General features: G+C 32.6%; 13 protein-coding genes. All 13 read left to right on the top strand.

Annotation, left to right across the window (positions count from 1 at the left end):
- Nucleotides 1-68: 68 nt before the first annotated feature.
- The 13 genes from accB to NST35_RS06285 all read left to right on the top strand — a co-directional run bounded on the left by accB (nucleotide 69) and on the right by NST35_RS06285 (nucleotide 12,641).
- Nucleotides 69-542, top strand: coding sequence for an acetyl-CoA carboxylase biotin carboxyl carrier protein (accB, locus tag NST35_RS06225; RefSeq protein WP_002457714.1), 474 nt, complete (start codon nucleotides 69-71; stop codon nucleotides 540-542).
- Nucleotides 542-1,900: an acetyl-CoA carboxylase biotin carboxylase subunit gene (gene accC / locus NST35_RS06230; RefSeq protein ID WP_002457713.1), complete on the top strand. Its 1,359-nt coding sequence runs from the start codon at nucleotides 542-544 to the stop codon at nucleotides 1,898-1,900. The genes accB and accC overlap by 1 nt, the downstream gene beginning before the upstream one ends.
- A gap of 11 nt (nucleotides 1,901-1,911) precedes the next feature.
- Nucleotides 1,912-2,274, top strand: coding sequence for an Asp23/Gls24 family envelope stress response protein (locus NST35_RS06235; RefSeq protein WP_002440021.1), 363 nt, complete (start codon nucleotides 1,912-1,914; stop codon nucleotides 2,272-2,274).
- A gap of 76 nt (nucleotides 2,275-2,350) precedes the next feature.
- Nucleotides 2,351-2,740 (top strand): transcription antitermination factor NusB, encoded by a 390-nt coding sequence (gene nusB, locus NST35_RS06240; RefSeq protein ID WP_002446514.1) that lies wholly within the window; start codon nucleotides 2,351-2,353, stop codon nucleotides 2,738-2,740.
- Between the two features lie 14 nt (nucleotides 2,741-2,754).
- On the top strand, nucleotides 2,755-4,092 hold the full coding sequence (gene xseA, locus NST35_RS06245; protein WP_002457712.1) for an exodeoxyribonuclease VII large subunit: 1,338 nt from the start codon (nucleotides 2,755-2,757) through the stop codon (nucleotides 4,090-4,092).
- The gene (locus NST35_RS06250; RefSeq protein ID WP_002496872.1) at nucleotides 4,085-4,315 is read left to right on the top strand and encodes an exodeoxyribonuclease VII small subunit; all 231 of its coding nucleotides are present in this window, start codon (nucleotides 4,085-4,087) and stop codon (nucleotides 4,313-4,315) included. The genes xseA and NST35_RS06250 overlap by 8 nt, the downstream gene beginning before the upstream one ends.
- Nucleotides 4,293-5,174: a polyprenyl synthetase family protein gene (locus tag NST35_RS06255; protein WP_002495739.1), complete on the top strand. Its 882-nt coding sequence runs from the start codon at nucleotides 4,293-4,295 to the stop codon at nucleotides 5,172-5,174. Before NST35_RS06250 ends, NST35_RS06255 begins: the two co-directional genes overlap by 23 nt.
- A 317-nt stretch (nucleotides 5,175-5,491) precedes the next feature.
- On the top strand, nucleotides 5,492-5,944 hold the full coding sequence (ahrC, locus tag NST35_RS06260) for a transcriptional regulator AhrC/ArgR (protein WP_002456185.1): 453 nt from the start codon (nucleotides 5,492-5,494) through the stop codon (nucleotides 5,942-5,944).
- 15 nt (nucleotides 5,945-5,959) lie between these two features.
- A complete protein-coding gene (gene recN, locus NST35_RS06265; protein ID WP_002457711.1) occupies nucleotides 5,960-7,636 on the top strand; it encodes a DNA repair protein RecN in 1,677 nt (558 codons plus the stop codon).
- 262 nt (nucleotides 7,637-7,898) lie between these two features.
- Nucleotides 7,899-9,320 (top strand): dihydrolipoyl dehydrogenase, encoded by a 1,422-nt coding sequence (gene lpdA / locus NST35_RS06270; protein WP_002446508.1) that lies wholly within the window; start codon nucleotides 7,899-7,901, stop codon nucleotides 9,318-9,320.
- Between the two features lie 14 nt (nucleotides 9,321-9,334).
- Nucleotides 9,335-10,333, top strand: a complete 999-nt coding sequence (locus NST35_RS06275) for a thiamine pyrophosphate-dependent dehydrogenase E1 component subunit alpha (protein WP_002446507.1) — start codon at nucleotides 9,335-9,337, stop codon at nucleotides 10,331-10,333.
- Nucleotides 10,326-11,309 (top strand): alpha-ketoacid dehydrogenase subunit beta, encoded by a 984-nt coding sequence (locus tag NST35_RS06280; RefSeq protein WP_340747277.1) that lies wholly within the window; start codon nucleotides 10,326-10,328, stop codon nucleotides 11,307-11,309. Before NST35_RS06275 ends, NST35_RS06280 begins: the two co-directional genes overlap by 8 nt.
- A 12-nt stretch (nucleotides 11,310-11,321) precedes the next feature.
- Nucleotides 11,322-12,641, top strand: a complete 1,320-nt coding sequence (locus NST35_RS06285) for a dihydrolipoamide acetyltransferase family protein (protein ID WP_002457710.1) — start codon at nucleotides 11,322-11,324, stop codon at nucleotides 12,639-12,641.
- Nucleotides 12,642-12,736: the final 95 nt, after the last annotated feature.

Consider the following 12,736-nt stretch of genomic DNA (forward strand, 5'->3'; position numbering starts at 1 on the left):
TGAATTGAATCTTTTACTCAAGTAAAATAGATGGGTAGATGAAAACAAACCTAAGGAGTCAGTAAGAAATGAACTATAAAGAAATAAAAGAATTAATCGAAATTCTTGACCAATCTAGTTTAACTGAAATAAATATTGAAGATAATAAAGGCAGCGTAGTTAATTTAAAAAAAGAAAAAGAGACTGAAATAGTTACACCACAAGTTACTCAACAACCAACTCAACCGATAACTCATGCGCAAATCGATAATGAAACACAACAAAAACCATCACATAGCTCTAAAGATGAACAAAGTAGTGATAATAATTACAATACCATTAATGCACCAATGGTTGGTACATTTTATAAATCACCTTCACCAGATGAAGAAGCATATGTTCAAGTTGGAGATAAAGTTACGAATGACAGTACTGTTTGTATATTAGAAGCTATGAAATTATTTAATGAGATTCAAGCCGAAACAACAGGTGAAATCGTAGAAATTTTAGTAGAAGACGGACAAATGGTAGAGTATGGCCAGCCGTTATTTAAGGTGAAATAATGAAGAAGATTTTAATCGCTAATCGTGGTGAAATCGCAGTAAGAATAATAAGAGCGGCACACGATTTAGGTATTCAAACAGTAGCTATATACTCAGAAGGTGACAAAGATGCATTACATACTCAAATTGCTGATGAAGCATATTGCGTCGGTCCTACTTTATCAAAAGATTCTTATTTAAATATACCAAATATTTTATCTATCGCTACTTCTACAGGATGTGATGGTGTTCATCCTGGATACGGCTTTTTGGCTGAAAATGGTGATTTTGCTGAATTGTGTGAAGCATGCCAATTAAAATTTATTGGGCCAAGCTATCAATCAATTCAAAAAATGGGAATAAAAGATATTGCTAAAGCTGAAATGATTAAAGCCAATGTACCTGTAGTACCAGGAAGTGAAGGGCTTATTCAAAGTATAGATGACGCTAAAAAAACTGCTAAAAAAATTGGCTATCCAGTTATCATCAAAGCCACTGCAGGTGGTGGTGGAAAAGGTATTCGGGTTGCTCGTGATGAGAAAGAACTTGAAACTGGTTACCGTATGACACAACAAGAAGCTGAAACAGCGTTCGGAAATGGCGGTTTATACTTAGAAAAATTTATAGAAAACTTTAGACATATAGAGATTCAAATAATTGGCGATACTTATGGAAACGTTATACATTTAGGTGAACGTGATTGTACAATTCAAAGAAGAATGCAAAAACTCGTTGAAGAAGCACCTTCACCAGTATTAAGTGAAGATAAACGCCAAGAAATGGGTAATGCTGCAATCAGAGCTGCAAAAGCTGTAAATTATGAAAACGCAGGTACAATTGAATTTATATATGATTTAGATGATAATCAATTTTATTTCATGGAAATGAATACACGTATTCAAGTCGAACACCCAGTAACTGAAATGGTAACAGGAGTAGATATAGTAAAATTACAACTCAAAGTTGCTATGGGTGAAGCGTTACCTTTTAAACAAGAAGATATTTCCATTAACGGTCATGCCATTGAATTTCGAATCAATGCTGAAAATCCTTACAAAAACTTTATGCCTTCACCAGGCAAGATTACCCAATATCTTGCCCCAGGCGGTTTTGGAGTGAGAATTGAATCAGCATGTTATACTAATTATACGATACCACCTTACTATGACTCCATGGTGGCAAAACTTATAGTTCACGAACCTACACGTGAAGAATCAATTATGACAGGCATTCGTGCTTTAAGTGAATATCTTGTTTTAGGTATCGACACTACGATTCCATTCCACTTAAGACTTCTAAATAATCATATTTTTAGAAGTGGGGAATTTAATACAAAATTCCTAGAAAAGTATAATATTATGGACGATAATAACCAATAGGAGGATAAAGGATGGTCAATGTAGCAGATTATTCTCAATCTAATTTAGGAAAAATTGAAATAGCACCAGAAGTATTATCTGTTATCGCATCCATTGCGACATCAGAAGTAGAAGGTATTACAGGTCATTTTGCTGAATTAAAAAAAACAAATCTAGAGAAGATTAGTCGAAAAAATTTAAACAGAGATTTAAAAATCGAAGCTAAAGAAGACGGAATATACATTGATGTATTTTGTTCTCTAAAACATGGCGTAAATATTTCTAAAACTGCAAATCAAATTCAATCAGCGATTTTCAATTCAATTACGACAATGACAGCTATTGAACCACAGCAAATTAATATTCACATCAGAAGTATCGTAGCAGAAAAATAAATAATTTAAATTATAGGTGCACTTTAACTAGAAAGTTGTACCTATAATTTTATAAATACATTTGAAGGAGTAAAATATGAGTCGTAAAGATGCAAGAATACAAGCTTTTCAAACTTTATTTCAACTTGAAATAAAAGAGACGGATTTAACAATTCAAGAAGCAATTGAATTTATTAAAGATGATCATTCTGATTTAGACTTTGATTTTATATACTGGTTAGTTACTGGAGTCAAAGATCATCAAATCGTTTTAGACGACACAATAAAACCCCATTTAAAAGACTGGTCTATCGATCGTTTACTGAAATCAGATCGTATTATTTTAAGAATGGCAACGTTTGAAATATTGCACAGCGATACACCTAAAAAAGTAGTTGTTAATGAAGCTGTAGAACTTACAAAACAGTTTAGTGATGATGATCATTATAAATTTGTTAATGGTGTTTTAAGTAATATAAATGATTAAAATGAGTGATAACTATGACTGAATATTTAAGTGTTTCTGCACTAACTAAATATATAAAATATAAATTTGACCAAGATCCTCATCTTCAATCAGTTCTTATTAAAGGAGAATTATCTAACTTTAAAAAGCACTCAAGCGGACATTTATATTTTAATGTCAAGGACAAAGAAAGTGTCATCAGTGCAATGATGTTTAAAGGAAATGCTTCTAAGTTAGGCTTTGAGCCTAAAGAAGGTGATGAGGTTTTAATTGAAGCTCGCGTTTCTGTTTATGAAAGACGAGGAAATTATCAAATTTATGTTAATAAGATGCAAATCGATGGTATTGGTAATTTATACCAAAAGCTTGAACAACTAAAAAAGAAATTGAAAAAAGAAGGCTATTTTAATCAAAGTAACAAAAAACTTATACCAAAGTATCCAAAGAAAATAGCGGTTTTAACAGCGAGCACAGGTGCAGCCATTAGAGACATACATAGTACGATTAATAATCGCTACCCTTTGGTCGAGCAAATTCAAATCAGTACCCTTGTTCAAGGCACGCAGGCTAGGCAAGATATAATAGAAAAGATTCAATATGCCGATTCATTAGATGTTGATACAATAATAGTTGGACGCGGTGGTGGTTCAATTGAAGATTTGTGGAACTTTAATGAAGAAGATGTTGTTAAAGCCATCTTTAATTGTCAAACACCTATTATATCAGCTGTAGGTCATGAGACTGATTTTACATTAAGCGATTTTGTAGCAGATGTTAGAGCTGCGACACCTACTCAAGCTGCTGTTATAGCAACACCTGATCAATATGAGTTATTACAACAAATTAAACAGTATGAATATACATTATCAAGATATATAAAACAATATATCGAACATCAGAAGAAACAACTTAATCACATATCATCATATTACAAATTTAAGCAACCGAGTTTATTGTACGATCAACAAATTCAAAAACGTGATGAATTAGAAAGACAGTTAAATCTTCTATTAAATACTAAAGTTGAAAAGTCAAAACATCACCTCAAGTTACTTCAACAAAGTTTTAATTTTAAAAATTTAAATCAGCAGATTACTCAAGAAAAGCAATCTGTTTATCAATTGCATTCTAGATTGTCCAAAATAATGTCCAATAACATTACTAATTTAAAAACAGTGCTAAAAAATAAATTAGAAAATCTCAATAATTTAAGCCCTACCAATACGATGCTTAGGGGGTACGCAATTGTCAACAAAGACGATGAAGTGATTACAAGCACACATAAATTGAATGAAAACGACAAAATATCTTTAACAATGAAAGACGGAAGTGTCGATGCAATGGTTAAGAAAGTAAGGTGTAATGATGAGTAAAGAAAAGCAAAGTTTCGAAGAAATGATGAAAGAACTTGAAAATATCGTTCAAAAATTGGATAATGAAGCAGTTTCTTTAGAAGAATCCCTCGATTTATACCAACGTGGTATGAAACTATCTGCTAATTGTGATTCAACTTTAAAAGAAGCAGAGAAAAAAGTGAATGAATTAATGCAAGAAGAAGTTGGTGATGAAAGCAATGAAGAAACTACAGATGAATAAATTAATAGATATAATTAATACATCACTGAATAAATCAATACAATCATCACCATTAAAGACTAATTTAGAAGAAAGTATGAAATACTCATTAAATGCTGGTGGTAAAAGAATCAGACCAGTCATATTATTATTAACACTAAAAATGCTTAATAAAGATTATCAACAAGGACTAAATAGTGCATTAGCATTGGAAATGATTCATACTTATTCTTTAATTCATGATGATTTACCAGCAATGGATAATGACGATTACCGTAGAGGAGAATTAACAAATCATAAAGTATATGGTGAATGGAAAGCCATTCTTGCTGGTGATGCATTATTAACAAAAGCTTTTGAATTAGTTTCTAATGATACTACCATTGAAGATAGTGTGAAAGTAAATATTATACAAAGACTTTCAAAAGCAAGTGGACATTTGGGAATGGTAGGTGGCCAAGCGCTTGATATGGAAAGTGAAGGGAAGTCAATTCGTTTAGAAACTTTAGAGTCAATTCATAAAACTAAGACAGGTGCTTTACTAAATTTTTCAGTTATGGCCGCGGTAGACATTGCTCAAGTTGAACAAAATATTGCTAAGAATTTAGATGAATTTAGTCATCATTTAGGAATGATGTTTCAAATTAAAGATGATTTGCTGGATGTATATGGTGATGAATCAAAACTTGGCAAAAAAGTAGGCAGTGATATAGTAAATCATAAAAGTACTTATGTTTCTTTACTTGGAAAAGATGGAGCAGAAGAAAAGTTAAACAATCATCAATGTCTTGCATTGAACTGCTTAAATCAAATTTCTGATCAATATGATACTTCTGAATTAAGCGATATTGTAGATTTATTCTATAACAGAGACCATTAATTTATAACAAAATTTTATACTATCGTCAGAATGTTTACTTTAACGTTATAACACATTTATATCTGTAGGTTGTCTTCATAGCTTATCTATGAGGCAATCTTTTTTAATTCTTCAATTTATATACAAGAATTATTCACATTTTTATTTCTAAACACTTATTTTAGTATTATTAATTATGAAAGTGATTTTGTAATAAATACTGATATAGTGCTCATTAGATATTTTAACTTCACAATTTCAAAATAGTGTTTAGTAGTAGTTCAGAACGCCATGTGTTAAAATCAATGTATAAATATTCGTAATTTGAGGTGTTAATTGTGCCAAAAAAGTCAGTGAGACACATAAAAATAAGAGAGATAATTTCAAATGAACAAATAGAAACACAAGATGAACTAGTTAAACGTTTGAATGAGTATGATTTAAATGTTACACAAGCTACTGTTTCACGAGATATTAAAGAATTGCAATTAATTAAAGTTCCTGCACCTACAGGACAATATGTTTATAGTTTACCAAATGATCGTAGATATCATCCATTAGAGAAGTTGGGTAGATATTTAATGGATTCATTTGTAAATATTGAAGGCACTGGTAATCTACTAGTACTTAAAACGCTTCCTGGTAATGCTCAATCCATTGGTGCTATACTTGATCAAATTGATTGGGATGAGGTGCTTGGTACAATTTGTGGTGATGATACATGCTTACTTATTTGTCGAGACGAAGAAGCGAGTGAAGAAATCAAAACTCGAATTTTCAATTTATTATAAGGATGCGATGAATTTATGTTACAAACCTTATCAATAAAACAATTTGCCATTATTGACGAACTTGATATAAACTTTTCTGACGGTCTAACAGTTATGAGTGGTGAAACTGGCTCAGGAAAATCTATCATTATTGATGCCATTGGACAGTTAATCGGTATGAGAGCTTCTTCTGATTACGTCAGACATGGCGAAAAGAAAGCGATTATCGAAGGTATCTTTGATATAGATGAGAGTAAAGACGCAATTAAAATACTAGAATCATTAGCTATAGATATTGATGAAGATTTTTTATTAGTTAAAAGAGAAATTTTCAGTTCTGGCAAGAGTATTTGTCGTATTAATAATCAAACTGTCACTCTACAAGACTTAAGAAAAGTGATGCAAGAACTGCTTGATATTCATGGGCAACATGAAACACAGTCTTTACTTAAGCAAAAATATCATCTTCAACTATTAGATGATTATGCAGACAATCAATATTCAGATTTACTTAATCAATATCAACTTTCTTATAAGCAATATAAAAATAAACGTAAAGAATTAGAGGAATTAGAATCTGCGGATCAAGCTTTATTACAACGATTAGACTTAATGAAGTTTCAATTAGAGGAACTAACCGAAGCTTCACTGAAAGAAGGCGAAGTGGATCAACTTGAATCCGATATTAAAAGAATTCAAAACTCTGAAAAATTAAACCTAGCTTTAAACAACGCACATCAAGTTCTAACTGATGAAAATGCAATACCCGATAGGTTGTACGAATTAAGCAACTACTTCCAAACGATTAATGATATCGTTCCAGAAAAATTCGTAAGATTAAAAGAGGACATTGATCAATTTTACTATATACTAGAAGATGCAAAGCATGAAATTTACGACGAAATGGCTAACACTGAATTCGATGAACAAGTTTTAAATGAGTATGAATCCAGAATGAATTTACTTAATAATTTAAAACGTAAATATGGTAAGGATATTACTGAACTTATTGGTTATCAGAGTAAACTTGCAAATGAAATTGATAAAATAGAAAACTATGAACAAAGTACATCACAATTAAGGGAAGAAATTAAAACACTTTATAACGAAGTGATAGATATTGGAAAAAAACTTTCTCAAGAACGTAGGCGTGTAGCGAGAGAGTTAAGGGACCATATTGTTTCTGAAATACAAAATTTACAAATGAAAGATGCTAACCTTGAGATTTCGTTTAAACCATTAGATGAACCTACAATTGAAGGTATTGAATTTGTGGAATTTTTAATTAGTCCAAATCGTGGTGAACCACTTAAAAGTCTTAATAAAATCGCTTCAGGTGGTGAGCTTTCAAGAATTATGCTAGCTCTAAAAAGTATATTTGTTAAATCACGTGGTCAAACAGCGATTCTTTTTGATGAAGTTGACTCGGGTGTATCTGGTCAAGCAGCACAAAAAATGGCTGAAAAAATGCGAGATATTGCTCAATACATTCAAGTTATTTGTATTTCACACTTACCTCAGGTAGCTTCAATGAGTGATCATCATCTACTTATAAGCAAGGCATCCAATGCCGATAGAACTACAACTCAAGTCAAAGAATTGAAAGATGAAAATAAAATAGATGAAATAGCACGTATGATTTCAGGAGCAAGTGTGACTGAGCTCACAAGAGAAAATGCAAAAGAAATGATTAAGCAAAATCACAATATTTAATTATGATTACCAAATTCAAGCACAATGATTTTGGTTTTGATTAAAATTACAAATGATGTAAAATAGTTAAGTATTATTTAAAATTGAAGAAAACAAGATTGTAATTAGAAATATCAATAATGTTAATACTACTATTATTTTCATCTCTTGTTTATTCTTTTTATCTAATGAATAGCGTGAACATTAAATAAACCTCTAGAGGACTAAAATACAGAATTTATATTTGTATTTTTAGTCTTCTATAAATTTAAGGAGTTAGACCATGTCAGAAAAACAATATGATTTAGTCGTGTTAGGTGGTGGTACGGCAGGATATGTAGCCGCCATCAGAGCTTCTCAATTAGGAAAAAAAGTAGCGATAGTAGAAAAATCACTCTTAGGTGGTACGTGTTTACATAAAGGATGTATACCTACTAAAGCACTTTTAAAATCGGCTGAAGTCAATCATACTATTAAAAACGCACATACATTTGGAATTGATGTCAATCATTTTAAAATTAATTTCCCTAAAATTTTAGAACGTAAAGATGCGATTGTTAAACAGTTGCATAAAGGCGTCAATCAACTGATGAAACATCATCATATAGATATTTACAATGGTATTGGACGAATTATGGGAACATCTATATTTTCTCCTCAGAGCGGTACAATTTCTGTGGAATATGAAGACGGCGAATCAGATATACTACCTAATAAAAATGTGCTTATAGCTACTGGGTCGTCACCACAATCTCTTCCGTTCATTAACTTTGACCATCAACAAATACTATCGAGTGATGATATCCTAAGGTTAAATACACTACCACAAAGATTAGCAATCATAGGTGGAGGTGTTATTGGTTTAGAATTTGCATCTCTGATGAATGATTTAGGTACTGATGTAGTAGTAATCGAAGCGAACGACAGAGTTCTTCCTACCGAGAGTCCACAAGTTGCCTCATTACTAAAAGAAGAATTAACTGATCGAGGCGTTACATTTTACGAAAATATTCAATTGACCAAAGAGCATTTTAATCAAACTGATAAGGGTGTAACTATTAATATTTCAGATGAGCCCGTCCAATTCGATAAAGTACTTATTGCAATTGGTAGAAAGCCTAATACAAATGATATTGGTTTAAATAACACTAAAATAAAGACTTCTGATGCTGGTCATATTATAACTAATGCTTATCAGCAAACTGAAGATAAACATATATACGCAGCAGGAGATTGTATAGGGCAATTACAATTGGCACACGTTGGTTCAAAAGAAGCTATAGTTGCAGTTGAACATATGTTTGATTGTTCCCCTATACCTGTCAATTATGACCTGATACCAAAATGTGTTTATACAAATCCAGAAATTGCTTCAATTGGTAAAAATTTAGAACAAGCAAAAAAAGCAGGCCTTAAAGCAAAAAGTATCAAAGTTCCTTTTAAAGCTATAGGAAAGGCAATGATTGAAGATGTAACCCAATCAAAAGGATTTTGCGAGATGGTAGTTAATAAAGATGACGATGAAATCATAGGTCTTAATATGATAGGGCCACATGTTACAGAATTAATAAATGAAATTTCATTGTTACAATTTATGAATGGCTCATCTTTAGAACTTGGTTTAACAACACATGCACATCCTTCATTATCCGAGGTAGTCATGGAATTAGGTTTAAAAGCTAATGGTCAAGCAATTCATGTATAGTTGGAGGTAAAAAAATGATAGATTACAAGTCAGCAGGCCTTACAGAAGAAGACCTCAAAAAAATATATAAATGGATGGACTTAGGAAGAAAAACAGACGAAAGACTATGGTTACTCAATCGTGCAGGTAAAATTCCATTTGTCGTCAGTGGTCAAGGGCAGGAAGCAACTCAAATTGGTATGGCATATGCAATGCAAAAAGGTGATATCTCATCCCCTTATTATCGTGATTTAGCATTTGTTACTTATATGGGAATTTCTCCTTTAGATACCATGTTATCAGCTTTTGGAAAACGTGATGACATTAACTCAGGCGGTAAACAAATGCCTTCTCATTTCAGTCACAAAGAAAAAGGCATTTTATCTCAAAGTTCTCCGGTAGCTACTCAAATACCACATTCAGTCGGTGCTGCATTAGCACTTAAAATGGATAACAAGCCAAACATTGCTACTGCGACAGTTGGAGAAGGCAGTTCAAATCAAGGTGACTTTCACGAAGGTATGAACTTTGCTGCAGTTCACAAATTACCTTTCGTCTGTGTAATAATTAACAATAAATATGCGATATCTGTACCTGATTCACTACAATATGCTGCTGAAAAGTTATCTGATCGTGCATTAGGTTACGGTATGCATGGAATCCAGGTAGATGGAAATGATCCAATTGCGGTATACAAAGCAATGAAAGAAGCAAGAGAACGAGCGCTAGCAGGTGAAGGTCCAACATTGATAGAAGCAGTCACTTCACGTATGACACCACATTCATCTGATGATGATGATACATATCGTTCAAAAGAAGAAAGAGACCTATTGAAACAAGAGGATTGTAATATAAAATTTAAAACGGCCTTACTCGATCAAGGCATCATAAACGAAAATTGGTTGAGTCAATTAGAAACAGAGCATAAAGAACTCATTAATGAAGCTACTAAATCTGCTGAAGCAGCACCATACCCTTCAGTAGAAGAAGCTTTGACATATGTTTATGAAGAGGGAGGTCAACAAAATGACTAAATTATCATACTTAGAAGCTATACAAAATGCACAAGACTTAGCATTAAATCATTTTAGTAATGCATTTATACTTGGCGAAGATGTAGGAAAAAAGGGTGGCGTTTTCGGCACAACTAAAGGATTACAAAGTAAGTATGGTGATGAACGTGTAATTGATACACCTCTTGCGGAATCGAATATTATTGGTACTGCTATTGGTGCAGCAATGCTAGGTAAGAGACCTATTGCCGAAATACAATTTGCAGATTTCATTTTGCCTGCTACAAATCAAATTATAAGTGAAGCAGCTAAAATGAGATACCGTTCAAATAATGACTGGAATTGCCCACTGACTATCAGAGCACCATTTGGTGGTGGCGTTCATGGTGGATTATATCATTCGCAAAGTGTTGAAAGCATTTTTGCTTCAAGTCCTGGTTTAACTATTGTTATTCCTTCATCACCTTATGATGCTAAAGGTCTTCTATTATCCTCTATAGAATCTAACGATCCAGTCTTATACTTTGAACATAAAAAAGCATATCGTTTTCTAAAAGAGGAAGTTCCCGAAACATATTATACTGTACCTCTAGGTAAAGCTGATGTTAAAAGGTCAGGAGAGGACATTACTGTATTTTGTTACGGATTAATGGTGAATTACTGTTTACAAGCCGCAGATATTTTGGCAAGTGACGGCATCGATGTTGAAGTAGTCGACTTAAGAACTGTTTATCCACTAGATAAAGCAACTATCATTGAACGCTCTCAACGTACTGGTAAAGTTCTCCTTGTTACTGAAGATAATCTAGAGGGGAGCATTATGTCTGAAGTATCTGCAATTATAGCTGAAAACTGTTTGTTCGATTTAGATGCGCCAATCATGCGACTAGCTGCACCGGATGTCCCATCTATGCCGTTTTCACCAACATTAGAAAATGAAATTATGATGAACCCAGAAAAGATACAGGACAAAATGCGTGAACTCGCACAATTTTAAGGAGGGTGTCAATTGGATATAAAAATGCCTAAGCTTGGTGAAAGTGTGCATGAAGGTACGATTGAACAATGGTTAGTATCAGTTGGAGATCATGTAGATGAGTATGAACCATTATGTGAAGTTATTACAGATAAAGTAACAGCTGAAGTGCCTTCAACAATTTCAGGAACAATAACAGAATTAGTGGTTGAAGAAGGACAAACTGTTAATATAAACACAGTGATTTGTAAAATCGATTCGGCAAATGATCAAAATCAAACAGAATCGGCAAATGATTTTAAGGAAGAACAAAATCAGCATTCTCAATCAAATGTAAAGGTGTCACAATTCGAAAATAATCCTAACACTCATGAAATTGAGGAGCATACAGCCTCAAGTCGCGCAAATAACAATGGACGATTTTCGCCTGTTGTCTTTAAATTAGCTTCTGAACATGGTATTGATTTAACACAAGTCATAGGAACTGGTTTTGAAGGTCGTGTTACTAAGAAGGATATTCAAAATATTATTAACAATCCAAACAATCAAGAAAAAGAAAAAGAATTTAAACAAACAGATAAAAAAGATCATTCAATCAACCATGGTGACTTTTTACATCAATCCTCATCTAAAAATGAAAACGCACCATTATCAAATGAACGTGTCGTACCAGTTAAAGGTATTAGAAAAGCTATCGCACAAAATATGGTTACTAGTGTCAGCGAAATACCTCACGGTTGGATGATGGTTGAAGCCGATGCGACGAATTTGGTTCAGACTAGAAACCATCATAAAGTTCAATTCAAACAGAACGAGGGGTACAATTTAACTTTCTTTGCGTTCTTTGTAAAAGCTGTTGCAGAGTCTTTAAAAGCAAATCCATTACTCAATAGTACATGGCAAGGAGATGAAATTGTTATCCACAAAGATATTAATATCTCTATTGCTGTTGCAGATGATGATAAATTGTATGTGCCAGTCATTAAAAATGCAGATGAAAAGTCAATTAAAGGTATTGCACGTGAAATTAATGATTTAGCTACTAAAGCGAGATTAGGGAAATTATCACAAAGTGATATGCAAAACGGTACATTTACGGTTAATAATACTGGTTCCTTTGGTTCTGTTTCTTCAATGGGAATCATTAATCATCCACAAGCTGCCATTTTACAAGTAGAATCAGTTGTAAAGAAACCTGTAGTTATAGATGATATGATAGCAATTAGAAATATGGTTAATTTGTGTATTTCAATCGATCATCGTATTCTCGACGGTGTTCAAACGGGAAAATTTATGAATCTTGTTAAGAAAAAAATAGAACAATATTCTATTGAAAATACATCTATTTATTAATTACAAACATTGATTACCAATTAAACTTCATATTATAGTTGAACGCTTTAAGGAGGAGAATTTCTTCTTAAAGCGTTCTTCAGTATTCATTTTAA

The organism is Staphylococcus sp. FSL W8-0304, from assembly GCF_038006565.1.
In the GTDB taxonomy this organism is placed as follows: Bacteria; Bacillota; Bacilli; order Staphylococcales; family Staphylococcaceae; genus Staphylococcus; species Staphylococcus epidermidis.

Excerpts from the sequence above, each read along its gene's own strand:
- NST35_RS06255 (WP_002495739.1), top strand. The coding sequence starts at position 4,293 with ATGAAGAAACTACAGATGAATAAATTAATAGATATAATTAATACATCA.
- NST35_RS06280 (WP_340747277.1), top strand. The coding sequence starts at position 10,326 with ATGACTAAATTATCATACTTAGAAGCTATACAAAATGCACAAGACTTA.
- NST35_RS06275 (WP_002446507.1), top strand. The coding sequence starts at position 9,335 with ATGATAGATTACAAGTCAGCAGGCCTTACAGAAGAAGACCTCAAAAAA.
- recN (WP_002457711.1), top strand. The coding sequence starts at position 5,960 with ATGTTACAAACCTTATCAATAAAACAATTTGCCATTATTGACGAACTT.
- NST35_RS06250 (WP_002496872.1), top strand. The coding sequence starts at position 4,085 with ATGAGTAAAGAAAAGCAAAGTTTCGAAGAAATGATGAAAGAACTTGAA.
- NST35_RS06235 (WP_002440021.1), top strand. The coding sequence starts at position 1,912 with ATGGTCAATGTAGCAGATTATTCTCAATCTAATTTAGGAAAAATTGAA.
- lpdA (WP_002446508.1), top strand. The coding sequence starts at position 7,899 with ATGTCAGAAAAACAATATGATTTAGTCGTGTTAGGTGGTGGTACGGCA.
- accB (WP_002457714.1), top strand. The coding sequence starts at position 69 with ATGAACTATAAAGAAATAAAAGAATTAATCGAAATTCTTGACCAATCT.
- accC (WP_002457713.1), top strand. The coding sequence starts at position 542 with ATGAAGAAGATTTTAATCGCTAATCGTGGTGAAATCGCAGTAAGAATA.
- xseA (WP_002457712.1), top strand. The coding sequence starts at position 2,755 with ATGACTGAATATTTAAGTGTTTCTGCACTAACTAAATATATAAAATAT.
- nusB (WP_002446514.1), top strand. The coding sequence starts at position 2,351 with ATGAGTCGTAAAGATGCAAGAATACAAGCTTTTCAAACTTTATTTCAA.